General features: G+C 65.1%; 18 protein-coding genes. 12 read left to right on the top strand and 6 right to left on the bottom strand.

Features of this window, described 5'->3' with window-relative positions; all coding sequences use genetic code 11:
• Nucleotides 1–83: 83 nt before the first annotated feature.
• Entirely contained in the window at nucleotides 84–590 is a 507-nt protein-coding gene (locus tag IVA93_RS12845) for a YciE/YciF ferroxidase family protein (RefSeq protein WP_007612365.1), read from the bottom strand.
• 416 nt (nucleotides 591–1,006) lie between these two features.
• On the opposite strand from IVA93_RS12845, the gene IVA93_RS12840 reads away from it, so the two are divergent.
• The 9 genes from IVA93_RS12840 (at nucleotide 1,007) to IVA93_RS12800 (ending at nucleotide 12,969) form a co-directional block, all read left to right on the top strand.
• A complete protein-coding gene (locus IVA93_RS12840; RefSeq protein WP_018457547.1) occupies nucleotides 1,007–2,089 on the top strand; it encodes a lysylphosphatidylglycerol synthase transmembrane domain-containing protein in 1,083 nt (360 codons plus the stop codon).
• Between the two features lie 154 nt (nucleotides 2,090–2,243).
• A complete protein-coding gene (locus IVA93_RS12835) occupies nucleotides 2,244–4,196 on the top strand; it encodes an SGNH/GDSL hydrolase family protein (RefSeq protein WP_247337263.1) in 1,953 nt (650 codons plus the stop codon).
• Nucleotides 4,197–4,494: 298 nt separating this feature from the next.
• The gene (locus IVA93_RS12830) at nucleotides 4,495–5,835 is read left to right on the top strand and encodes an MFS transporter (protein WP_085383951.1); all 1,341 of its coding nucleotides are present in this window, start codon (nucleotides 4,495–4,497) and stop codon (nucleotides 5,833–5,835) included.
• Nucleotides 5,836–5,958: 123 nt separating this feature from the next.
• Entirely contained in the window at nucleotides 5,959–6,864 is a 906-nt protein-coding gene (locus tag IVA93_RS12825) for a LysR family transcriptional regulator (RefSeq protein ID WP_027518955.1), read from the top strand.
• Nucleotides 6,865–6,988: 124 nt separating this feature from the next.
• Nucleotides 6,989–7,933, top strand: a complete 945-nt coding sequence (kdgD, locus tag IVA93_RS12820; protein WP_247619308.1) for a 5-dehydro-4-deoxyglucarate dehydratase — start codon at nucleotides 6,989–6,991, stop codon at nucleotides 7,931–7,933.
• Between the two features lie 24 nt (nucleotides 7,934–7,957).
• Complete coding sequence (gudD, locus tag IVA93_RS12815) at nucleotides 7,958–9,301, top strand: glucarate dehydratase (protein ID WP_247541685.1); 1,344 nt, start codon at nucleotides 7,958–7,960, stop codon at nucleotides 9,299–9,301.
• A 17-nt stretch (nucleotides 9,302–9,318) separates the two neighbouring features.
• Complete coding sequence (locus IVA93_RS12810) at nucleotides 9,319–10,767, top strand: aldehyde dehydrogenase family protein (protein WP_018457541.1); 1,449 nt, start codon at nucleotides 9,319–9,321, stop codon at nucleotides 10,765–10,767.
• A gap of 129 nt (nucleotides 10,768–10,896) precedes the next feature.
• Nucleotides 10,897–12,438 carry a galactarate dehydratase gene (garD, locus tag IVA93_RS12805; RefSeq protein WP_018457540.1) on the top strand — a complete coding sequence of 514 codons (1,542 nt, stop codon included), beginning with the start codon at nucleotides 10,897–10,899 and terminating at the stop codon, nucleotides 12,436–12,438.
• Nucleotides 12,439–12,699: 261 nt separating this feature from the next.
• Nucleotides 12,700–12,969: a hypothetical protein gene (locus IVA93_RS12800; RefSeq protein WP_247541684.1), complete on the top strand. Its 270-nt coding sequence runs from the start codon at nucleotides 12,700–12,702 to the stop codon at nucleotides 12,967–12,969.
• Nucleotides 12,970–13,024: 55 nt separating this feature from the next.
• Here IVA93_RS12800 and IVA93_RS12795 read toward each other — a convergent pair whose 3' ends face one another.
• The 3 genes from IVA93_RS12795 to IVA93_RS12785 all read right to left on the bottom strand — a co-directional run bounded on the left by IVA93_RS12795 (nucleotide 13,025) and on the right by IVA93_RS12785 (nucleotide 15,500).
• Nucleotides 13,025–13,381: a hypothetical protein gene (locus tag IVA93_RS12795; RefSeq protein ID WP_026233393.1), complete on the bottom strand. Its 357-nt coding sequence runs from the start codon at nucleotides 13,379–13,381 to the stop codon at nucleotides 13,025–13,027.
• Nucleotides 13,382–13,753: 372 nt separating this feature from the next.
• Nucleotides 13,754–14,356, bottom strand: coding sequence for a DUF2147 domain-containing protein (locus tag IVA93_RS12790; RefSeq protein WP_026233392.1), 603 nt, complete (start codon nucleotides 14,354–14,356; stop codon nucleotides 13,754–13,756).
• Nucleotides 14,357–14,471: 115 nt separating this feature from the next.
• Entirely contained in the window at nucleotides 14,472–15,500 is a 1,029-nt protein-coding gene (locus IVA93_RS12785; RefSeq protein ID WP_018457536.1) for an NAD(P)/FAD-dependent oxidoreductase, read from the bottom strand.
• 182 nt (nucleotides 15,501–15,682) lie between these two features.
• Here IVA93_RS12785 and IVA93_RS12780 point away from each other — a divergent pair, with 182 nt between their 5' ends.
• The gene (locus IVA93_RS12780) at nucleotides 15,683–16,150 is read left to right on the top strand and encodes an acyl-CoA thioesterase (RefSeq protein ID WP_018457535.1); all 468 of its coding nucleotides are present in this window, start codon (nucleotides 15,683–15,685) and stop codon (nucleotides 16,148–16,150) included.
• A 12-nt stretch (nucleotides 16,151–16,162) separates the two neighbouring features.
• Here the strand turns inward: IVA93_RS12780 and IVA93_RS12775 are convergent, their stop codons facing one another.
• Nucleotides 16,163–16,483: a 2Fe-2S iron-sulfur cluster-binding protein gene (locus tag IVA93_RS12775; RefSeq protein ID WP_007602043.1), complete on the bottom strand. Its 321-nt coding sequence runs from the start codon at nucleotides 16,481–16,483 to the stop codon at nucleotides 16,163–16,165.
• 166 nt (nucleotides 16,484–16,649) lie between these two features.
• Nucleotides 16,650–17,024 (bottom strand): Hpt domain-containing protein, encoded by a 375-nt coding sequence (locus IVA93_RS12770; RefSeq protein WP_247297148.1) that lies wholly within the window; start codon nucleotides 17,022–17,024, stop codon nucleotides 16,650–16,652.
• Between IVA93_RS12770 and IVA93_RS12765 the strand changes: the two genes are divergently transcribed.
• Entirely contained in the window at nucleotides 17,023–17,277 is a 255-nt protein-coding gene (locus IVA93_RS12765) for a hypothetical protein (RefSeq protein ID WP_157643026.1), read from the top strand. The two genes, IVA93_RS12770 and IVA93_RS12765, sit on opposite strands and share 2 nt — an antisense overlap.
• A gap of 143 nt (nucleotides 17,278–17,420) precedes the next feature.
• Nucleotides 17,421–23,261 (top strand): apolipoprotein A-IV repeat region-like domain-containing protein, encoded by a 5,841-nt coding sequence (locus tag IVA93_RS12760; RefSeq protein WP_247541682.1) that lies wholly within the window; start codon nucleotides 17,421–17,423, stop codon nucleotides 23,259–23,261.
• Nucleotides 23,262–23,371: the final 110 nt, after the last annotated feature.

The following is a 23,371-nucleotide window of genomic DNA, read 5'->3' as shown; positions in this document are numbered from 1 at the left end:
GAATGATGGATGCGTGACGGATGCGTCATGTTCGAGCGTCGCGCGGATGGCCGCGCGACGCTCTATTCTGGCTACGCCTGGCCTCAGCTCGCAGCGCGCAGATTCACCTTGCTCTCGGCGATCGTGGTCAGCTTCTTGTCGGTGGCCTTCTCCTCCTCGAGCGTCTTGGCGAGCACGCTGGCGCAGTCGTTGCGGCCGAGTTGCTTGGCCCAGGCGATCAGGCTGCCGTAGCGGACGATCTCGTAATGCTCCGCTGCCTGTGCCGCGTTGATCAGCGCGGCGTCGAGCACCGCCTTGTCGGCGACTTCGCCGGCGGTCTCGTCGGCTTCCTCGATGATGCCGTCGATCGCGGGGCAATCAACCGCCTTCACCTGCGCACCGTGCATCTTGAACACTTCCTCGAGGCGCTTGACGTGCTCCCTGGTTTCTTCGAGGTGCGTCAAAAAGCCCTGCTTCAGCTGCGGATCGGTCGCCTTATCCGCCATTTTCGGCAGAGCCTTGGTGAGCTGCTGCTCGGCGTAATAGATGTCCTGGAGCTGATGCACGAACAGGTCGTTCATGGTTTTGATGTCTTTTGTGAACAATCCCATCGGTCCGATCCTCTCGGGTTGTGGGAACACGGAGGCACCGGCTTGCAGGAGAAGCCGGTTATTCCGCCATGTTCGATTGCTGATGCGGCACTAACCAGCGCACGGCATCGTCGTTCCAAAAAAGCCCTCATCTCTTGCGCTGGAACAATGCCGGCCATGCAGGATCTGAGACTATGTCACGGACGGACGCGACCGATCCCCCGACTCATATGCTTAACGCGCGTCCGATGTGAACCGCGTATGACAAAGTGGCTGGTCCAAGGCAGAACCTATCCTTGTCAAGGGCTGCACAAGTCACTGTTTTTGCCTTAAATGAGCTACATCATGCCTAGCGATCCAAGCCCACATCGGGCACTGATCGCATCCGACCGGCCAATGTCTGGCCTGGTCGGTCTTGCCCCCCGCCGGGAGGATGAATGCACGGACTGCTGACCGCGCTGAAGCGCGGCTTCAAGAGATGGATCGGCTGGCGGCGACTCGGCGTTGCGGCGAGCGTCTTCATCATCGCGTTCGCGATCACCACGCTGGTGCGGACGCTCAAGGGGATCGACACCGGGGTCATCCTGACCGCGTTGACCGAGATCCCCCGCGGCAATATCGGGCTGGCGGCGATCTGCGTATGCTTCGCGTTCTGTACGCTGACCTTCTACGACTTTTTTGCACTGCGAACGATCGGCAAGAAGCACGTGCCCTATCGCATTGCAGCGCTCTCCAGCTTCACGTCCTATTCGATCGGCCACAACATCGGCGCCACCGTCTTCACCGGCGGCGCGATCCGCTTCCGTATCTATTCGGATTACGGGCTGAATGCGATCGACGTCGCAAAAATCTGCTTCCTGTCGGGCCTGACCTTTTGGCTCGGTAACATCTTCGTGCTCTCGATCGGCATGGCCATCCATCCGGATGCCGCCTCCTACATGGATCAGCTGCCGTCGTCGATCAACCGGCTGATTGCGATCGGCGGCCTCGCCTCGATCGGCGCCTATCTGGTCTGGCTGTGCATGGGCGAGAAGCGCCGCGAGCTTGGCCAGAAAGGCTGGAAGGTGGTGCTGCCCTCAGCGCCGCTGACGCTGGTGCAGATCCTGATCGGCGTCGTCGATCTCGGATTCTGCGCGCTGGCGATGTACCTTCTGGTGCCGGCCACTCCGCAGATCGACTTCCTCTCGCTCTCCGTGGTGTTCATTTTGGCGACTTTGCTCGGCTTCGCCAGCCACGCCCCCGGCTCGCTCGGCGTGTTCGACGCCGCCATGCTGGTGGCGCTGCCCGAATTCGGCCGCGAGCAGCTTCTGGCCACGCTCCTCGTCTTCCGCATCCTCTATTTCGTGATCCCGTTCGGTCTTGCCATCTCCATCATGGGCGCACGCGAGCTCTGGATGAATGTGGTGGAGCCCTGGCAGGAGCGCCGCCGGCTGGCGGAGGCCTGCGCGCAGGCCAACCTGCCCAAGCAGGTGGCAGCGATGGAGCGCGAGCGGTCGCTGCGGCAGGCCAGCAAACGCTGAGCGTGATCCGGAGAAGTGCGAAGCGGTTTTCCGAAAAGATCATGCGCCCACGACAGTCCGCTGGACGCCGGCCCGCAAAACCGTCAGACCAATGTTGCAGGCGGAGAGCAGCTCTCTTATTTCCGCCTCAACTTTGCCGTTGAAGACGCGGGCCATGATCCCTTTCTTCCATCGCCGTTTCCTCGCCGGTGCCCTGCTGCTCGCCGGGCTCCTCACCGCCTTCCCGCCGGAGCGGACGGCCGCGCAGGACGCGGGCGCCATGCAGATCAGCTGGGAGGTGCGCAACCGCTTCCGGCTGTTCCGCGAGGAGCGCGACTTCCTGCTCCATGTCGAGAACGCGCGTAACCGCAGCATCCTCGCCGCCGAGCAATCGCTGGAGCTCCAGAGCGAGGGCCGCGGCTGGGCCCGCAACATGGTCAACCGGCTCTGCATCGACCTCCAGGGCCGGGTCAACCAGCCCTGCACCCGCGACAACACGAAGGAAAACTACCTCACCCCCATCGACCATCCCGTCACCGTGCGCCTCGCCGGCGCGGTGCCGGTCGGCGCCACCTGCGCCTGGTCGTTCGACGACGGCGACGGGCCGCAACAATCCACCTTCGACTGCGCCGAGCCGATCAATCTGCGGGTCCGCTACGGCAAACAGACGGTCGCGAGCGTCGATGTCTCCTCCGGCTCCGATCCGACCCAGCGGGTCCAGACCGAGATCCAGGTCCGGGACATCTTCGTCGCTGGCCTCGGAGACAGCATCGCCTCGGGCGAAGGCAATCCGGACCGGCCGCTAGCGCTGTCGGACGAAGGTTTTTGCTTCCGCTCCTATCTCGGCACCGCCGGTGCGCAGTATTACCGGCCGAGCCGCGCCGGCTTCAAGGGCGGCCGCGCCTGCGAAGCGCCGGATACGCTTGCAAACTGGCAGCGCTACAGCGCGCTCTGGTTCAATTCGCCTTGCCACCGATCACTCTACAGCTACCAGGCCCGCACCGCGCTGGCGCTTGCGGTACGCTACACCCATGTCGCGGTGACCTTTCTGCCGCTCGCCTGCACCGGCGCCAGCATCAGCGACGGGCTGCTCGGCTCGCAGCGCGCCCGCGAATGCCCGCCCGGAAAGACCGGCGTCTGCAATATCAGCGTGAACGCGCAGGTCGCCGAGCTGCGTGAGGCGCTGACCGCCGCCAGGAAACGCCAGCCCGAACGCACGCTCGACCTCGTGCTGCTCTCGGTCGGCGCCAACGACGTCTATTTCTCCGGCCTCGTCGCCGACGTGATCGTCGAGACCGCAACCGAGCGCGCGATATTCCGGCGCTCCGGCGTGATGGCGAGCGTCGATGATTCCCGCGATGCGCTGGCGCGCGAGCTGCCGCAGAATTTCGTCAAGCTGCGTGAGGCGCTGAAGCCGCTGGTCGGCGGCGACCTCTCGCACGTGGTCTACGTCTCTTACGCCAACCCGGCGCTCGCCGATGGCGGGGTGCCCTGCCGCGGCGGCCGCGCCGGCTTCGACATCCATCCATCCTTCAACGCCGATCCGCAGCGCCTCGCCCGCGTCTCGACTTTCGTCGACACCGAATTCCTGCCGCAACTGAAGGGGCTCGCCACCTGCACCCGCGGCGCGCTGTGCCGCGATCCCGAGGCCGATCGCATGACCTTCGTGGATTCGCATCAGGCGGCGTTCGCCGATCACGGCTTCTGCGCGCATTCGGGCAACGATCCTGAATTCGACCGCACCTGCTTTGCCGAGAACGGCCAGAGCTTCAATCCTGACATCGTGAGCGCGGCGAGCCAGCCAATGCTGTGCGGCCGCGGCGCCTCCGAATTCCGCGCCTATTTGCCGCGCGCGCGCTGGATCCGCGACGCCAATGACAGCTATTTCGCCGCGATGACCTATCCGCAAGGCTTGCCGGCAGCAAGCCAGCCGACTGACATCCATGACGCGACCTGGGGCGTGCTCTCCGCCGTCTATGGCGGCGCCGTGCATCCGAGCGCCGAAGGCCACGCCGCGATGGCGGACGCGGCGCTCCCGGCCGCAAGCGCCGTGCTGGGTCTGGATGCGGCACCGCCGGGCGTGACACGCGGGCTGCTCGCGCCGCTGCTGCCCGGCGCGCGGCAGTAAACGCGCGCGGCCTCTACCCGCACACTGTCGTCGCCCGCGCAGGCGGGCGATCCAGTACTTCGTGACAGACGTAATTGAATCGAGACGTCGCGGCGTACTGGATTCCCCGCCTTCGCGGGAATGACAACGGCGCGCGTGGTGCGATCGGGTTCGCCGTCACCTCGATCGTTCCTCCCACCTGCCGTTCCATCAATCCAAAAGCAGCATCGATCGATACTGCCTTGAACTTGGACACTTTGCCGCGCGCACCTCTAGGAGTCGCAGTGGGGAAACGTTTCGAGTTCTAAGGAGGCGCGTCATGAGCGCAGTGATGTCCGCAGCGGATGTGAGAAGGTCTCGCGTCAGGCTGTTCATCGTGACCATGTTGTTCCTGGTCACGACCGTCAATTATGCCGACCGCGCCACGTTGTCGATCGCGGGACCCGCGCTCTCCAAGGAGCTGCACCTCGATCCCGTCGCGATGGGCTACATCTTCTCGGCGTTCGGATGGTCCTATGTGATCGCGCAGGTGCCGGGCGGCTGGCTGCTCGACCGCTACGGCTCCCGGCTTGTCTATGCCTTCAGCATCATCGTCTGGTCGCTGTTCACGACGATGCAAGGCTGGGTCGGCTTCTTCAGCGCCGGCACCGCGATCACCGTGCTGTTCGGCCTGCGCTTCCTTGTCGGCATCGCCGAAGCGCCCTCGTTCCCCGCCAATGCTCGCATCGTCGCGGCCTGGTTTCCGAGCAACGAGCGAGGGACCGCGTCCGCGTTCTTTAATTCCGGGCAGTATTTCGCAACAGTGATCTTCGCGCCGCTGATGGGCTGGATCGCGCACGACTACGGCTGGCGCTATGTGTTCTTCGTGATGGGCGCGCTCGGAATCGTCATGGGCCTGGTCTGGATCAAGACCGTCTACGGGCCGAAAGAGCACCCCGGCGTCAACGAGGCTGAATTCGATTACATCAAGGCAGGTGGTGCGCTGGTCGACCTCGACGCTCCCAAGGAAGAGCGCGCGCCCGAGCCCGGCTCCGGATGGGACCATATCCGCCAGCTGCTTTCCAACCGCATGATGCTCGGCGTCTATCTCGGCCAGTACTGCATCAACACGCTGACCTATTTTTTCCTGACCTGGTTCCCGGTCTACCTCGTCAAGGAGCGCGGCCTCTCGATCCTGCAAGCCGGCTTCGTCGCGACACTGCCGGCGCTGTGCGGCTTCATCGGCGGCGTGCTCGGCGGCGTCATCTCCGACGCAATCCTGCGCAAGACCGGCTCGTTGACGATGGCGCGCAAGATCCCGATCGTCGGCGGCATGCTGCTGTCGATGTCGATCATCGCCTGCAACTATGTCGACGGCCAGGCGCTGGTGGTCGGCTTCATGGCGCTCGCCTTCTTCGGCAAGGGCATCGGCGCGCTCGGCTGGGCTGTCGTCTCCGACACCTCGCCGAAGGAAGCCGGCGGCGTCTCGGGCGGCCTGTTCAACACCTTCGGCAATCTCTCCTCGATCAGCACTCCGATCGTGATCGGTTACATCCTGGCCGCGACCGGCTCCTTCAACGGGGCGCTGATATTCGTCGGCGCCAATGCGCTGGTGGCCGCATTCGCCTATCTCGTGGTCGTGGGCAAGATCGAGCGCGTGGTGCTCAAACGTTCCTCCTGAGGGCTCCCCATGGGAGCTTGACCAGGCAACTTAACGGCGGCTTCACGGCCGCCGTCTTTGTTTTGGGAGTAATCGATGCTAGAAGCGCCGGGGAAACGCCTTATCCATCTAAGGCATGTATCGATGTTCGACCTCAACCAGCTCCGCTGTTTCGTCACGGTAGCGGAGGAATTGCATTTCGGCCGCGCCGCCGCGCGGCTGAACATGACCCAGCCGCCGCTGTCCCGGCAGATCCAGGTGCTCGAGCACATCATCGATGCGCCGCTGCTGGAGCGTACCAGCCGCTCGGTGCGCCTGACGCCTGCCGGGCGCAGCTTCCTGCCGGAAGCGCGGCGCATCCTGAAGCTTGCTGAAAGCGCCTCGCAGGTCGCCCGCCGTATCGCGCTCGGCAAGTCCGGCTCGCTGAAGATCGGCTTCACCGCAGCCGCAGCCTACGGCTTCCTCCCGGAGCTCGTCGCCGCCTGCCGCGCCAAGCTGCCCGAGGTGGACTTCTCGCTGAAGGAGATGGTGTCGGGCGACCAGTTCGAGGCGTTGACCTCGGGCCAGATCGATGCCGGCCTGCTCAGGCCGCCGATCGCGCGCCCCGAAATCGCCAGCCGCCGCGTCGTCGCCGAGCCCCTGCTCGCCGCGATCCCGAAAAAGCATCCGCTGGCAAATGCCGAGACCATCACGATCAAGGATTTCGACAACCAGCCCTTCGTGATGTATTCGCCCTATGAGAGCCGCTACTTCCACGACGTGCTGGTGGCGCTGTTCACCCGCGCCGACATCCTGCCGCGCTATGTGCAGCACCTGAGCCAGATCCACTCCATCCTCGCCATGGTGCGCGCCGGCCTCGGCCTCGCCATCGTGCCGGCGGCGGCCGCGAGCCTGAAGATCGCGGACGTCCGCCTGCGGCCGCTGAAGCTGCGCACCCGCGTCCCGGTCGAGTTGTTCATGGTCTGGCGCCGCGACGACGAGAATCCGCTGCTCTCGGCACTCGTCAAAATCGCGAGCGAATTGTCCTCGGCGGAGGTGATGGAAGATTGATGCTGATTTCGCATCGGTCGATATAGGCTTTGGCTTGGACCCGCATCGAACGGTCTCCTAAACCACGGCGCATGGACGCGCAGCCTTTGCGTCCTCCACAACACGAGACCAGGGAGCAGCGCCCATGAGCAAGATGACCCCGCAGGAAATGGCCCAGAAGATCGGATCCGGCCTCCTGTCCTTCCCCGTCACGCCGTTCAAGGCGGATTACTCCTTCGACGAGGCGACCTACCGCGCCAACATGGACTGGCTGTGCGGCTATGACGTCGCAGGCCTGTTTGCCGCAGGCGGCACCGGCGAGTTCTTCTCGCTGACGGCGGCCGAGGTTCCGCAGGTCGTCAAGATCGCCGTGGACGAGACCAAGGGCCGCGTGCCCGTCCTCGCCGGCACCGGCTACGGCACCGCCACCGCGCGCGAGATCGCGATCGGCGCGGAGAAGGCCGGCGCCGACGGCTTGTTGCTGCTGCCGCCCTATCTCACCCATGCCGAGCAGGACGGCCTTGCTGCCCACGTGGAAGCGATCTGCGCCTCCGTGAAGATCGGCGTCATCGTCTACAACCGCGACAACGCCATCCTCCAGCCCGATACGCTCGCCCGCCTCGCCGAACGCTGCCCGAACCTCGTCGGCTACAAGGACGGCATCGGCGACATCGAGCTGATGACCCGCGTCTACACCAAGCTCGGCGACCGCCTGACCTATATCGGCGGCCTGCCGACCGCTGAGACCTTCGCACTGCCCTACCTCGACATGGGCGTGACCACCTACTCCTCGGCGGTATTCAACTTCGTTCCGGAATTCGCCACCAATTTCTACGCCGCCGTGCGCAAGCGCGACCACGCGACGATCCACGCCGGCCTGAAGGACTTCATCCTGCCCCTCATCGCGATCCGCAACCGCAAGAAGGGCTATGCGGTCTCGATCATCAAGGCCGGCATGAAGGTGATCGGCCGCGATTCCGGCCCGGTCCGCCCGCCGCTGACCGACCTCACCGAGCAGGAGATCGCGGAAGTCACGGCGCTGGTGGAGAATCTGCCCGCCATCCGATCGTCACAACAGGCTGCAGAATAACAACAACACAGGGAGGAGCCTGCGATGGTCAACACCGAGATCACTGGCGCACCGGTCGTCACCGCGATGCAGGTGATCCCGGTCGCAGGCCGTGACAGCATGCTCCTCAATCTGAGCGGCGCGCATGCGCCGTTCTTCACCCGCAACATCGTCATCCTCACCGACAATGCCGGTCACACCGGCTTCGGCGAGGTGCCTGGCGGGCAGAAGATCTGGCAGACACTGCAGGACGCCCGTGATCTCGTGATCGGCAAGACCGTCGGCGCGATGAACAACATCCTCGCCGATATCAGGACCGCCTTCGCCGATCGCGATGCCGGCGGCCGCGGCAAGCAGACTTTTGATCTCCGCGTCATGATCCACGCCGTCACGGCCGTGGAGTCCGCGCTGCTCGATTTGCTCGGCCAGCATCTCAACCTGCCGGTCGCAGCCCTGCTCGGCGAGGGCCAGCAGCGCACCAGCGTCGAGACGCTGGGCTATCTCTTCTTCGTCGGCGACGGCCGCAAATCCAAGCTCGACTATGTCGGCGGCGAGACCGGCAAGGCGGAATGGTTCAACCTCCGCCATCAGGAGGCGATGACGCCGGAGACCGTGGTGCGGCTCGCGGAAGCCACCCACGACCATTACGGCTTCGCCGATTTCAAGCTCAAGGGCGGCGTGCTGCGCGGCGAGCAGGAGATCGAGGCCGTCACCGCGATCGCCAGGCGCTTTCCGAATGCGCGCGTGACTCTGGATCCGAACGGCGCATGGTCGCTCGACGAGGCCATCAGCCTCTGCAAGGACATGCACGGCATCCTCGCCTATGCCGAGGACCCCTGCGGCGCCGAAGGCGGCTTCTCCGGCCGTGAGATCATGGCCGAGTTCCGCCGCGCAACGGGCCTGCCGACCGCGACCAACATGATCGCGACCGATTGGCGGCAATTGTCCCATGCGCTGCGCCTCGGCGCGGTGGACATTCCGCTGGCCGATCCCCATTTCTGGACCATGCAAGGCTCGGTGCGCGTGGCCCAGACCTGCCGCGACAACGGCCTGACCTGGGGTTCGCACTCCAACAACCATTTCGACATCTCGCTCGCCATGTTCACCCATGTCGGCGCCGCCGCCCCCGGCAAGGTCACCGCGATCGACACACACTGGATCTGGCAGGACGGTCAGGCCCTGACGAAGGAGCCGCTCCAGATCAAGGCCGGCAAGATCGCGGTGCCGGATAGGCCGGGCCTGGGTATCGAAATCGACAGGGCCGCCATCGACGCCGCGCATAACCTCTACAAGCAGCATGGACTCGGCGCCCGCGATGACGCTATTGCCATGCAGGACCTGATCCCCGGCTGGACCTTCGACGACAAGCGTCCTTGCCTGGTTCGTTAAAAACTCTGGAGGAAGCTATGACTGCGATCCTGAAGAACTTCATCGGCGGCGAATGGGTCGATGGCTCCGCCGTCACCAAGAACATCAACCCCTCCAACACCAACGACGTCGTCGGCGAATACGCCAAGGCCGACAAGGCCCAGACCGAGAAGGCGATCGCAGCCGCCAAGGCCGCCTTCCCCGCTTGGGCGCAGTCGACACCCCAGGCGCGTTATGACGCGCTGAACAAGATCTCTCTCGAAATCATCGCCCGTAAGGAAGATCTCGGCCGCCTGCTCGCCCGCGAGGAAGGCAAGACGCTGCCGGAAGGAATTGGCGAGGTCGCGCGCGCCGGCCAGATCTTCGCATTCTTCGCCGGCGAGGCGCTGCGCATGATCGGCGAGAAGGGCGCTTCCGTCCGTCCCGGCATCGACGTCGAGCTCACCCGTGAGCCGATGGGCGTCGTCGGCATGATCACGCCCTGGAATTTCCCGATCGCGATCCCCGCCTGGAAGATCGCCCCCGCGCTCTGCTATGGCAACACGGTGGTGTTCAAGCCTGCCGAACTGGTGCCGGGCTCGGCGCATGCGCTGTCCGAGATCATCACCCGCTCCGGCATTCCGGCCGGCGTGTTCAACCTCGTTGTCGGCTCGGGCTCCGTGGTCGGCCAGACCCTGATCGAGCATCCCGACGTCGCCGCGATCACCTTCACCGGCTCGGTGCAGACGGGGCGCAAGATCGCGCAGGCTTGCGTGACCTCGAGCAACATGAAGAAATTCCAGCTCGAGATGGGCGGCAAGAACCCGCTGGTCGTGCTCGACGACGCCGATCTCAAGACCGCCGTCGAAGTCGCCGTCAACGGCGCCTATTTCTCCACCGGCCAGCGCTGCACGGCGTCCTCGCGCCTGATCGTCACCGAAGGTATTCACGACCGTTTCGTTGCGGCGGTGACCGAGCGCCTGAAAGGCCTCACGGTGGACGACGCGCTCAAGGCCGGCGTGCATATCGGCCCGGTGGTCGACCAGAGCCAGCTCGACCAGGACCTGCGCTACATCAAGATCGGCCAGGACGAGGGTGCCAAGCTCGCCTGGGGCGGCGAGTTGCTCAAGCGCGAAACGCCCGGCCACTACCTCCAGCCGGCGCTGTTCACCGAGGCCAACAACAACATGCGCATTTCGCGCGAGGAGGTCTTCGGCCCGGTCGCCGCCGTCATTCGCGCCAAGAACTACGAGGAGGCGCTCGCGATCTCCAACGACACCGAGTTCGGCCTCGCCTCCGGCATCTGCACCAGCAGCCTTAAATACGCCTCGCACTACAAGCGCAACAGCGAGTCCGGCATGGTGATGGTCAATCTGCCGACGGCCGGCGTCGACTATCACGTGCCGTTCGGTGGCCGGAAGGGTTCGAGCTACGGCGCCCGCGAACAGGGCTCCTATGCCCGCGAGTTCTACACGACGGTGAAGACCGCCTATACCTATCCCGGCTAACCACGGGCAAGATATCGTAGGGTGGGCAAAGCGAGGCGCGCCCACCGCTTACGTTCGGCACGAAGCATGGTGGGCACGGCGCTTTGCGCCTTTGCCCACCCTACGACTTGAGTTTCCGAGGTAAAGCAGATGGACCAGTCAGTCGCAGCGAAAGAGCAGCCTCGCTACATCAAGCTCAACGAGCGCGACAACGTCGCGATCGTTGTCAATGATTTCGGGCTTCCCGCCGGCTCCCGCTTCGCCAGCGGGCTGACGCTGCGCGCCTTCGTGCCGCAGGGACACAAGACGGCGCTGGTCGACATCCCGCAGGACGCCCCGATCATCCGCTATGGCGAGGTGATCGGCCATGCGCTCGCGCCGATACTGGCCGGCGAATGGGTGGACGAAGCGCGCATCCGCATGCCGGAGGCCCCTGCCCTCGACAAGCTGGAAATCTCCACCGCCGTTCCCGCGCCGCTGCCGCCGCTCGAAGGTTTCACGTTCGAAGGCTTTCGCAATTCCGACGGCTCGGTCGGCACCAAGAACATCCTCGGCATCTCCTCCTCGGTGCAATGCGTCAAGGGCACGATGGAATATGCGGTGAAGCGCATCCGCGCCGAGCTGCTGCCGAAATATCCGAATGTCGACGACGTCGTGCCGCTGACGCATGCCTATGGCTGTGGCGTCGCCATCAACGCGCCTGATGCCGTGATTCCGATCCGCACGCTGCAAAACATCGCACAGAACCCGAATTTCGGCGGCGAGATCCTGGTCATCAGCCTCGGCTGCGAGAAGCTTGCGCCCGAGCGTCTGGTGCCGGAAGGCGTCAGCAATGCCATCGTGCGCATGCAGGATGAAGCCTTCGACGGCTTTGGCGCCATCGTCGAGGCAATCATGACCCAGGCAGAGGCCCGCCTCAAGATCCTCAACAAGCGCACCCGCGAGACCTGCCCGGCCGCCGATCTCGTCATCGGCCTGCAATGCGGGGGCAGCGACGCGTTCTCCGGCGTCACCGCGAACCCTGCGGTCGGCTTCGCCGCCGACCTGCTGGTGCGCGCCGGCGCCACCGTGATGTTCTCGGAAGTCACCGAAGTGCGCGACGCGATCCAGTTGCTCACGCGGCGCGCCATCAACGAGGACGTCGGCCGCGCGCTGGTCCGCGAGATGGCCTGGTACGATTCCTATCTGGCCCGTGGCGGCGCGGACCGCAGCGCCAACACCACGCCCGGCAACAAGAAGGGCGGCCTCGCCAACATCGTCGAGAAGTCGCTCGGCTCGATCGTCAAGTCCGGATCAAGCGCGATCACCGGCGTCCTTTCGCCCGGCGAGAAGGCGACGCAGAAGGGCATGCTGTTTGCGGCAACGCCGGCGTCCGACTTCATCTGCGGCACGCTCCAGCTCGCCTCCGGCATGACGCTGCAGGTGTTCACAACGGGCCGCGGCACGCCTTACGGCCTTGCGGCTGCGCCCGTGATCAAGGTTTCGACCCGCAGCGAGCTGGCGCGACGCTGGAAGGACCTGATCGATTTTGATGCGGGAGGCATCGCCACCGGCGAGAAGACCATCGAGGAAACCGGCTGGGACCTGTTCCGCCTGATCCTCGACGTCGCCAGCGGCCGCACCAAGCCCTGGTCGGATCGTTGGGGCATCCACAACGATTTGACGCTGTTCAATCCGGCGCCAGTGACCTGAGCGCCGCGCGCGGACGCTGCCTCGCCGCGTGGATGCATTGGTGCCGTTTCGGCACGTAGGGCACCGACACGTCACCGCGCGACCACTTCCGCGAAATCGCCCGGAAACATTGGCGTGGAAAACTTCCTTCGCGCTTCGGCGCTTCGACATCACGCAATTAAATAGATCAGCGACCGCGATCTAATGTTCGCACACAGGCGAACCTGTTGCGGCATCACCGCGACCTAACCTCCGATTGGCACTTCTCACGGAGATTTTCCAATGCGCGTTCTTTCGATGGTTGCCGTTGCCGCAGCGATGATTGCCAACTCGTCAGGCGCGTTCGCCGGCGAGCTTCCCTCTTACGAAGTGATGTCGTTTCCGATCTCGGCGACGCAAGTCCAGGTGCTCGGCGGCGCAGGCGTCGAGGAGCAGTCGACTGCGCCCGCGATGATCGTCGCCGGCATGCCCGCCTCGCCCGCGCAGATGTCGGTGCTGTCGCCACGCGTGAAGCGGCTTGCGAGCGTCAGCGCGAACAACGAGGCGCGCTAAGCCTTGACGCCATTCCGGGTTCGACGCTGCGCGTCGCCCGGGATGACGTTTCACTCTACGTCATGCTGCCCGGCATGAAGCAGCGCACCCGCGGATGGCCGTCGATATAGTGCTTCCACACCATGGTGCGGCCGATCTTGTTCGGCTCGGTAATGACGGCGCCGTCGGGCACGACCACCCATTCGCCCTCGAGATGCACGCGATAACGGCCCTTGTCGGATTCCCAGTCGACGTCGGCGACCATATAGCCGTCGGCATCCGAGCAGCATTGGCCGTATTCGCTGTGCAGGCTCTCGAACCAGGGTTTTAATGGCGAGTTGGCGTAGCGCCCGTCGTCGCGCGCCATCATCGGGGCCGTCAGCAGCACCGTCAGGACCAGCAGCATGGCGGCACACGATATTGCACGTCTCATGTCGTCTCCGCGGATCGAGATCATCGCCGCGGGGCGATAACTGCCGTCCGCCTTCCGCGACTCGGCGAAGGCGTCAAGGACGGCGACTCATCCCCCAACAGCTTTGCGGATAGCTATGCAAATCCGGCGCCACCGCGCATTCCGGGGAACTACTGGCGCAAGTCCGGCACGCATTGGTCTTTCGACGGGTATGACCGCTGCTCGCGGGCCAAGATCTCCGCTGTCATAGCTGGCCGCATGCGCGATTGCGCACGGGGGGACACCGCGCAAGAACGCGGGCAGGCTGCAGCGTACTGGATCCCCGCCTTCGCGAGCAATGACGGCGGTGTGTGGAGCTACCGAAGTTCAGGCGGCACAGCGCGCGACGTAGACCTACTGCTTCGGCACCGGCGCCATCATTGCGCCGCCCTTCTTCGCCGGTGCCACAGGCACCGGCTTGGTCGCGGCGGTCGCTTGCGCCGGAAGATATTTCGCGACGATGGCGGGATCGACCTGCGCGATGTTGGCGTCGGGAAGACGCGTCCAGGTCTCGTCCTTGCCGAACAGGGAGATGCCGAGGAAACCGCGCATCGTCAGGGTCTGTCCGTCCGGGCTGACCGTCATCTTGGCCTTCCAGATGTTGCCGTCGCGAGGATTGACCACGTTGCCGCCGTCATACTTCAAGCCGTCGCGCTTCATGTCACGGATGAAGGAGAGCCCGAGCACCGGCGCGTTCTTGCGATCGTCCGTGCATTTGGCGCAGATCTCGTTCGGGTCGTCGCCGGGCCGCGGGAAGGTTTTTGCGATGACGCCTTCGAACACACCGTTGTGGTCGATGAAGAGAAACCATCCCACCGTCTTGCCGTCTTCGACCTTCTGCCAGAGGCCTGCGGCGGTCGGCTGCTGCACTTGCGCCACAACCGGGCTCACCGCACCGAGCGTCATCGCGAGCGCGAGAAGCGAGAACAGCCGAAAGCTGAAAAAGAGAGTCCGCATTTTCATCACCTTGCTGAGCCAATCGCCTTGCTAAGCCGCCAGCTGCAATGGCCGCAGACTACGGCGATTTCGCGAACTGTTCCAGCACCAGAAACATGAGGCATCGCCCCCGCCATCAGTTGACGCCGAGCTTCTTTTGCAGGCTGGAGGACGACGTCGTGTACTGGAACACGAGCCGCTTCCCCGGATAGACGTAGCGATGGGCTTTTTGCGACATCAGCGCGCCTTCGTGGAAGCCGCACAGGATCAGCTTGATCTTGCCGGGATAGGTGTTGATGTCGCCGATCGCGAAGATGCCTGGCACGTTGGTCTCGAACGCGGATGTCTCGACCGGCACCAGATTGTTCTCCAGCGCGATGCCCCAGTTCGCGACCGGACCGAGCTTCATGGTCAGCCCGAAGAACGGCAGCATGGTGTCACAGGCAATTTCGTTCACGCTGTTGTCGTTGCCCTTCACGGTGGCGCCGCTCAGCTTGCCCTCATTGCCTGACAGCGCAGTGACCTGGCCGAGCCGAAGATCCATCTTGCCGGCCGCGACCAGCGCGCGCATCTGCTCGACGCTGTGGGGCGCGGCGCGAAAATCGTCGCGACGGTGCAGAAGCGTGATGCGCTTGGCGATCGGATGCAGATTGAGCGTCCAATCGAGCGCGGAATCGCCGCCGCCCACGATCAGCACGTTCTTGTCGCGGAACGTCTCCATCTTGCGCACGGCGTAGTGCACCGAGCTTCCTTCATAGGCTTCGATCCCCGGCACCGGGGGACGCTTGGGCTGGAACGAGCCGCCGCCGGCAGCGATCACCAGCACCTTGCATTCGAACACCTTGCCGGCGTCCGTGGTGCAGCGGAACAGCGGATCGCCGATTTTCTCCACGGTCTCGATCATCTCGCCGAGATGGAAGGTCGGATGGAACGGCTTGATCTGCTCCATCAGCGCGTCGGTGAGGCCCTGCCCCGAAACCTGCGGAATGCCAGGAATGTCGTAGATCGGCTTTTCCGGATAGAGCTCTGCGCACTGGCCGCCGACCTTGTCGAGGATGTCGACGAAATGCGTCTTCATGTCGAGAAGGCCCAGTTCGAAGGCGGCGAACAGACCGCAGGGGCCCGCGCCAATAATCAGCACATCGGTTTTGATCGCGTCGCTCATGTCGTCTCTTTATCGGTCGATATCGGTGGGACGGCGCCCTTTGGGCCGAGGTGACCCTGCCTGTCTAGCCAACGGGGATGGATCAGGGAAGGCATAAAAGCGGGAGCGCCCCGCGGCCGCGCCCACTTGCCGGGTCAGGATAACTGGGCTGTAACCAGCAACGATATGACGGAGATCAATCGGTGAACGCACCAAGCCGCCTCGATACGACGCCGCGCCTGGAGGACTACCCTTTTCGCCTCAGCGACAATGTCCGCTTCGGCGATCTCGACCCTAACCAGCACGTCAACAACGCGGTCTACGCCACCTATTTCGAGACCGGCCGTGTCACGCTGATGAAGCTCCCGGAATACGGCCTGACGCCGCCCGGACTTGCCTGGATCATGGTGCGGCTCGACATCCATTTTCGCGCGGAGCTGCACTGGCCGAACACGATCGAGCTCGGTCTCGGCGTCGTGAAGCTGGGACGAACGTCGGTGACGTTCGAGCAGGTGGTGTTTTCGGAAGGGAAGTGCATTGCATCGGCGACATCGGTCGCCGTGATGATCGACGAGGCGTCGCGCCGGCCAACGCCGCTGAGTGCGGAAGTGCTCGAGAAGCTCAGCCCCTGGCATAAGCGCGGCATCGAGGTCGCGCAGCCCTGCACATGATAGCTAAGAGAGTTAGGCCTGCCGTTCCGGCGTCGCCACCACGAGGCCGTCGAGATCGTCGGAGACCTTGATTTGGCAGGACAGGCGCGAGTTCGGGCGCACGTCGAAGCCGAAGTCGAGCATGTCCTCTTCCATCGGCGTCGGGCTACCGACCTTCTCGCGCCACGCTTCGTCGACATAGACATGACAGGTGGCGCAGGCGCAGGCGCCGCCGCATTCGGCCTCGATGCCGGGAATGCTGTTGCGGATGGCGGCTTCCATCACAGTCGCGCCGTTCTCGACGTCCACCGTACGGGTTTCGCCCTTGTGATCGACAAAGTGGATTTTGGCCATGTGTGCTCGTGCTGCCGCGATCTAGGGAATGAAGGAGGGTCCGGGCTGTCCTATAACGGGTCGGTCAGCCCGGCGCCATAGCGTTTTGATGAAGTCGCGAATACCGCTTCGCGGGAAGAAGACCCGTCAAAACAAAAGACTACAGCACGGTTCGGGCCCTGTTGGCCTAAGGATTCAGGATCGCCTCGATGGCGGCGCGAGCCTCGGTCACCGCCTCTTTCAGCGCGGCGAAGGCGTGAGGCCGGCCCTGGCCGGTCTGGATCGCAGTCTCCAGGCTGGCTGCGGCATCCGCCACTGCAAAGGCGCCGATCCCGCGCGCCGAGCCCTTGAGCTTGTGGGCGAGTGCGCCGGCTTCGGCCGGCAGCGCTGCCATCGTCGCGATCAGGCGCACCGTCTGCTCGGCAAACATCGCCAGCACTTCCTGCTCCAGCTCGGAATCGCCGAGCGTCATGCGTGAGAGATGATCGAGGTCGAGCGGGCTTTCGATCGGTGCAAGCGGGGGCGAGGGCATCCAGTCCATCCGTTGCAGTTCAGGCGTCATGGCGCAGGCCCCGGCATCGCGCGATGTCCGCCGGTCCGGCGGTCAAGTTCCCTCCACCCAAGCATGGAAATGGTTAACGAAATGTTCTGGCCGTTTTGCGCAAATCTGCCTGCTTATTGACGAAAAGTTGCCGCAATCCGGCGAGTCCGGTGGAGAATTCCATTTATTGCTAAGGCGTTACGGCACGATCCTGTTAACGATGATTAAGATTGTCTTAATCGCGGGCATTTCATTCGCGACGCTCTGCCAATAGGATGTTGGAGAAATTGGCGGACAAGCCGTCCGGGTGGGGATGGCTCGGAGATCCGCGCAAGCGGCATGATCCGGACTGTGGGCTTGCGTAGCGCGCAGAGCTCGCGGGGGGACGCGTACAAGTAACGAGGGCTCGGACTGAACATGGCGAACACTCCGAAGAAGGTCAAAGACCCCACAGAAGATGCGCTTTCTGCAATCCAGGAAGCCCTGAACATCAGCGACACGGCCGCGGACACCAGCCGCAACGCCTCGATGCGCAACGAAACGTCGCCCCCGGTTGCGCCACCGGCTCCCCCGATGTTCGACGAACCGAGCTTCGACGCGCGCCCTGCCGCGAACGAACGCGCGATGTTCGACCCGATCGAGGAGCCGCGCTCCTCGCGCCGCGCCGCCAATGACGACCGTGCGACCATCGGCCAGCTCTTGCAGACGTTGCAGACGGGACGCCCGACCCGCAACATCTACACCGGCGCGACAATCTTCACCGTCATCTGGCTCGCCGCCTGCGCCGCACTGACGGTCGGCTTCTTGCCTTCGATCCAGGCGGCGATGGGCCAGAGCGGCGGCGTCTTGGCCATTGCCGGCCTCGTCACGATGTTCTTCGCGCCGATCATGCTGTTCTTCTTCCTGGCGAGCCTCGTCTGGCGCGGCCAGCAAATGAGCTCGGTCGCGCAGGCTATGGCCCAGGTTGCGATCCGCTTCTCCGAGCCGGAAGGCTCGGCTTCGGATTCCATGGTGACCGTCGGCCAGGCCATCCGCCGCGAGGTTGCGGCGATGGGCGACGGCATCGAGCGCGCCATCGCGCGCGCCGGCGAGCTCGAGACGCTGGTCGCCAACGAGGTCGCGGCGCTCGAACGCGCCTATTCCGACAACGAAGTGCGCATCCGCGCCCTGCTCCAGGACATCGCGCATCAGCGCGACAATCTGGTCGGCCAGGCCGAGCAGGTCCGCAGCGCCATCTCCGGCGTGCAGATCGATTTGCGCCACGACATCGCACTGATCTCGGACGCGATCGCCTCGCGCGTCGACGAGGTCGCCAAGTCCATCACCGGCGCACTCGAAGAGCGCGGCGCCCACATCACCGGTGCGCTGAGCAACGCCGGCGACAACATGATCCTCGCGCTCGGCGAGCGCGGCGGCGACCTGCTCGACCGCCTCGAGGAGGCCAGCAACGAGACCACGCGCGCCGTGCTCGACGCCAGCGAGCGGCTGACCACCAGCCTCAATTTCAAGACCGGCCACGTTCACGACGAATTCGTCGACCTCGCCGACCGTGTCCACGAGATGCTGAACGAGCGCATCGACCGCATCACCGGCGAGTTCGAGCAGCGCTCCGCCGCGATTGTCGACGGCATCTCCGAGCGCACCGAGCAGGTGCACGACAGCCTGAAGAATTCGTCGGACTCGCTGCTGCTCGAGCTCGAGCTGCGCTCCAACGACCTCTCCGCCAAGATCGACGACGCCGGCAACCGCCTCGCCGGCCAGATCATGACCTCCGGCGACAAGGCCAGCGAAGCACTCGACGCCACCGTCAACACGCTGGTCGCCAAGGTCGTCAGCCAGACCGAGACCGCGCACGACTCGCTGTCGCTCCAGATGAGCGCCTTCGACGAGCTGGTGAAGAACCAGGGCACCGAGCTGGTCGAGAAGTTCGCCCGCGACTCCGGCACGCTGGGCGCGCTGATCACCCGCCACATCTCCGAGTTCGACCGCACCGTGAAAACCTTCGGCGGCGAGATCGTCGATCGGATGGGCCAGCGCACGCAGGACATCCATGAATCGCTGAAGAGCTATGTCGACAATTTCGACACCCGCTTCACCGCCAATGGCGGCGCGATCACGGCTGTGCTCGACCAGCGCCTGGTGCAGTTCGAGACCACGATCGGCGAACGTGTCAGCAACCTCGATGCCTCGCTGAACGGCAAGATCTCGAGCCTCGACTCCACGATCGACGGTCACATCAAGACCTTCGACGAACAGCTCGTCGGCCGCGTCGCCGCGCTCGAACAGTCGTTCGATACCCGTGCGAAGTCGGTCACCGAGACAATCGACGGACGGCTCAACAACCTCGCCTCGTCGCTGACCGACGGCGCCGCGCAGGCGATCCAGTCGATCGACTCCCGCCTCACCCACCTCACGACGTCGCTGACCGACGGCGCGTCTCAGGCTGTCGAGACCATCGACAACCGCCTCAACCACCTCGCGACCTCGCTGACCGATGGCGCGTCGCAGACCATCCAGACGATCGACACGCGCCTCACGCATCTGACGACCACCCTCACCGGCGGCGCGTCGCAGGCGCTCGAATCCATCGACACGCGCCTCACCTACCTGACCAGCGCGGTGACGAACGGCGCCTCGCAGGCCGTGCAGTCGATCGATTCCCGCCTCACCCTGCTGACCTCGACACTCACGGACGGCACCGCGCAGGCGATCGAGGCGGTCGATCGCCGCATCACCGGCGTCGCCGAGATCATCGATGGCCGCAGCATGCACCTGACCGACACGGTCACGGCGCGCTTCCAGGACATCCAGCAGGCCATCGAGACCAAGGTCGGCTCGGTCGCCAGCGACATCGACGTGCGCGTGGCGCAATTCGAGGACCTGCTCGGCTCGCGCGTCGAGGCCGTCGCCGGCCGCATCGAGAGCAGCGGACGCCAGGCCAGCGAGGACATGATGTCCCGCGCCGAGATGATCTCGACCGCGATTCGCTCGCATGTCGAGGACGCCGAGCGCTCGCTCACCAACCTCGTGGTCAACACCAGCGAGACCATCCAGACCGGTGCGCGCACCGCGCAGCAGTCGCTGATGACGGTCTCCTCCGACGTCAATGCCCAGCTCAAGATGACCTCCGCCGAGGTCGAGCGCGCGCTGACCGCCGTCGGCACCGGTGCCGCGAACTCGATCCTGACCAGCGCCCGCGAAGCCCAGTCGACGCTGGTCGCCGCGTCGGGCGATGCCTCCAACCAGATCAAGGGGCTCGCGGCCGACGTCGAACGCACGCTGTCGTCGGCAGGCTCGGCGACCGCCGCCTCGATCCTGGCCGGTGCCCGCGAGGTGCAGACCACGCTCGTGACGGCGTCCTCGGATGCGGCCAACCACGTCAAGACTCTCACCGCCGACGTCGAACGCACGCTGTCGTCAGCAGGCTCGGCGACCGCCGCCTCGATCCTGGCCGGTGCCCGCGAGGTACAGACCACGCTCGTCACGGCGTCCTCGGACGCCGCCAACCACGTCAAGACCCTCACCGCCGACGTGCAGCGCTCGCTGTCGATGGCCGGCACCACAACGGCGGAATCGATCACCGCCGGCGCCCGCGATGCGCAGAGCGCGCTGATCGCGGCCTCGAGCGAGACCGCCAACCAGATCAAGGCGCTGTCCTCGGACGTGCAGCGCTCGCTCTCGATGGCGGGAACCGCGACGGCAGAGACCATCATGAGCGGCGCCCGCGAAGCCCAGAGCACGCTCGTCAGCGCGTCCTCGGATGCGGCGAGCCAGGTCAAGTCTCTCGCCGCCGAAGTGCATCGCTCGCTCTCGCAGGTCGGCCAGTCGACCGCCGAGACGATCACGACCAGCGCCCGCGATGCCCAGAGCACCCTGCTGGCGGTCTCCGCCGAACAGACCGGCCAGGTTCGTTCGCTGGCGGCCGAGATGCAGCGCGCGCTGGCGACCGCCGGCGGGGCCACCATCGAGGCGCTCACCAGCGGCGTACGCGAGGCCCAGGGCACGCTGATCTCCGCCTCGACGGACGCTGCGAGCCAGATCAAGTCGCTGACCATAGACATCGAGCGCACGCTGACCTCGGTCGGCGCCGACACCGCCTCGACCATCCTCAACAGCGCGCGTGAGGCGCAGACCTCGCTGACCTCGACCTCGGCGGATGCCGCAAGCCAGATCCGCACGATCTCGAGCGAGATCGAGCGTACGCTGAGCACGGCCACCGCGAACGCGACCAACGACATCCAGACCAGCGCGCTCAACGCCCAGAACGCGTTGATCAACGCCTCCAACGAGGCGAGCTCGCGGGTCAAGTCGAGTTCGGCCGACGTCGAGCGCTCGGTGCTCGCCGCCAGCAGCAGCTTCGGCCAGGCCATGACCGGCAAGACCGACGAGATCGTCACCTACGTGCAGCAGCAGTCCGACCGTCTCGCCAACATGATCGACGCCAAGCGCGGCTCGCTCGTGGACGCGATCGGCTCCAAGACCAGCCAGCTCACGCTCGACATCGACCGCGTCACATCCGACGCGCTGAAGTCGATCGAGACGCGCGGACATGCGTTCTCGCAGACCATGATGGGCAACGGCTCCGAGGTGGCGCGAACCATCAACTCGGCGAGCGAGATGGCGACAGGTGCCGTCAACAAGTCGCTCAAGGACCTCGAGCAGGCCTCCCGCGCGGCGATCGACCAGTCGCGCCAGGTCTCGATCGCGGCGGTCACAGAGATGCAGGAGACCAGCAAGATCCTGCGCACCGACACGGTCGCCCTGTTCGAGCGACTGCGCGAAGGCAACATCCTGCTCCAGGAGGTGCTGACCGGTGCGCACGACAACCTCAACTCGCTCGAGCGGGCGCTGGTGACGCGCGTCGCCGACTTCGTCTCGGCGATGAACGACGTCACCTCGCGCAACGGCGCTGCGACGCAGAACCTGGAAGACCAGCTCAACGTCTTCAACAGTAAGACCACGCGGGCGCTCCAGGATCTCGGCGAGCTGTCGACCCAGTTCGACGCGCACGGCAAGGCACTGGTCGAGGCCGCACAGGTCGTGGAACAGAGCAACAAGAACACCACCGCCTCGCTCGCCGAACGCAAGGAGGCGCTGGAATCGCTTGTCACCACGATCGACCTGCGCACGGCCGATCTCGACCAGCGCCTGTCGCGCTTCACCGGCCTGCTCGATGAATCGCTGGCGGCCGCCGAAGAGCGTGCCCGCGACATCGCCCGCGTCGTCGCGGAGACCGCCGGCGCCGGTTCCGCCGCGATCACGCGCCAGTTCGAAGCGGTGCGGTCGGCCTCAGAAGAGGAGCATCGGCAGACCGTCGAGGCCATGCACGACATCTACCGCCAGACCACCGACGAGGCGGATGCGATGTTCAAGCAGTCGACCGAGAAGTTCACCAACCTCGTCTCCAGCATGAAGCAGATGGCGTTCGAGATGCACAACGAGCTCGAAGCCACCCGCAACGAGCTGCGCCGCGGCGTGCTCGAGATGCCTCAGGAGGCGGCCGAGAGCACTGCGCAGATGCGCAAGGTGATCGTCGACCAGATCGAGGCCCTCGCCGAGCTCAACCGCATCGTGGCCCAGCACGGCCGCGGCCTCGACGTCTCCACGACGGGCCGCGCCAGCGTGCAACGCCAGGAAGAGCCGATGCTGGCGGCCGTCGGCGCGCGCAGCACCGAGACGCGCATGCGCGAGAGCGCCAGCGCCTCGACGCTGCCGCCGCCGGACCTCGGCATGCCGGCCTCCTCGCGCCGCACCGAAGCTCCCCCGGTGGCGCCGGCCGGCAATGACCAGGGCCGTGACGGCTGGTTGTCCGACCTGCTTAGCCGCACGGACGCCAACCAGGGCGCGCCCAGCGGACGTGAGCCCCAGCGCGGCCGCCAGGCTGCACCGGCTCCGCAGCCGCAGGCTCCGCAAGGTGGCGGCAATCCGCTGGAATCCTTGTCGCTCGACATCGGCCGGCTGATGGACCGCAACCTCGCGTCCGAGATGTGGGACCGCTACCAGCGCGGCGAGAACAAGGCCTTCACCAAGCGCCTCTACACGCCCGCCGGCCAGAAGGCCTTTGACGAGGTCGCCCGCAAGTATCGATCCGACCGCAACTTCAAGGCCACGGTCGACCGCTATGTCGCCGAATTCGAACGCCTGCTCGACGAAGTCGCCCGCGACGGCCGCGGCCCGCAGGAGCTGCGCAACCACCTGACCTCGGAGACGGGCCTGGTGTACACGCTGCTCGCTCACGCAGCAGGCCGGCTGGGGTAAGCGGTCAGTCGCCAAGACGCATGACGAATGAAAACGGAGGCCTCACGGCCTCCGTTTTGTTTTGGGAACGTCGTTGCGCCTCTACAAACTCGTCATTGCGAGGAGCTCTT

Source organism: Bradyrhizobium sp. 155, assembly GCF_023101105.1.
Taxonomy (GTDB): domain Bacteria; phylum Pseudomonadota; class Alphaproteobacteria; order Rhizobiales; family Xanthobacteraceae; genus Bradyrhizobium; species Bradyrhizobium canariense_D.
The sequence above is the reverse complement of the archived record's forward strand: the minus strand, read 5'-3'. Positions and strand labels throughout refer to the sequence as shown.

Bases quoted from the DNA above. Each gene is read 5' to 3' on its own strand.
- IVA93_RS12810 (WP_018457541.1), top strand. From the start codon at position 9,319: ATGACTGCGATCCTGAAGAACTTCATCGGCGGCGAATGGGTCGATGGC.
- IVA93_RS12845 (WP_007612365.1), bottom strand. From the start codon at position 590: ATGGGATTGTTCACAAAAGACATCAAAACCATGAACGACCTGTTCGTG.
- garD (WP_018457540.1), top strand. From the start codon at position 10,897: ATGGACCAGTCAGTCGCAGCGAAAGAGCAGCCTCGCTACATCAAGCTC.
- IVA93_RS12825 (WP_027518955.1), top strand. From the start codon at position 5,959: ATGTTCGACCTCAACCAGCTCCGCTGTTTCGTCACGGTAGCGGAGGAA.
- IVA93_RS12840 (WP_018457547.1), top strand. From the start codon at position 1,007: ATGCACGGACTGCTGACCGCGCTGAAGCGCGGCTTCAAGAGATGGATC.
- IVA93_RS12785 (WP_018457536.1), bottom strand. From the start codon at position 15,500: ATGAGCGACGCGATCAAAACCGATGTGCTGATTATTGGCGCGGGCCCC.
- IVA93_RS12830 (WP_085383951.1), top strand. From the start codon at position 4,495: ATGAGCGCAGTGATGTCCGCAGCGGATGTGAGAAGGTCTCGCGTCAGG.
- IVA93_RS12835 (WP_247337263.1), top strand. From the start codon at position 2,244: ATGATCCCTTTCTTCCATCGCCGTTTCCTCGCCGGTGCCCTGCTGCTC.
- IVA93_RS12795 (WP_026233393.1), bottom strand. From the start codon at position 13,381: ATGAGACGTGCAATATCGTGTGCCGCCATGCTGCTGGTCCTGACGGTG.
- IVA93_RS12775 (WP_007602043.1), bottom strand. From the start codon at position 16,483: ATGGCCAAAATCCACTTTGTCGATCACAAGGGCGAAACCCGTACGGTG.
- IVA93_RS12760 (WP_247541682.1), top strand. From the start codon at position 17,421: ATGGCGAACACTCCGAAGAAGGTCAAAGACCCCACAGAAGATGCGCTT.
- IVA93_RS12800 (WP_247541684.1), top strand. From the start codon at position 12,700: ATGCGCGTTCTTTCGATGGTTGCCGTTGCCGCAGCGATGATTGCCAAC.
- IVA93_RS12790 (WP_026233392.1), bottom strand. From the start codon at position 14,356: ATGCGGACTCTCTTTTTCAGCTTTCGGCTGTTCTCGCTTCTCGCGCTC.
- gudD (WP_247541685.1), top strand. From the start codon at position 7,958: ATGGTCAACACCGAGATCACTGGCGCACCGGTCGTCACCGCGATGCAG.
- kdgD (WP_247619308.1), top strand. From the start codon at position 6,989: ATGAGCAAGATGACCCCGCAGGAAATGGCCCAGAAGATCGGATCCGGC.
- IVA93_RS12770 (WP_247297148.1), bottom strand. From the start codon at position 17,024: ATGACGCCTGAACTGCAACGGATGGACTGGATGCCCTCGCCCCCGCTT.
- IVA93_RS12765 (WP_157643026.1), top strand. From the start codon at position 17,023: ATGGCGCAGGCCCCGGCATCGCGCGATGTCCGCCGGTCCGGCGGTCAA.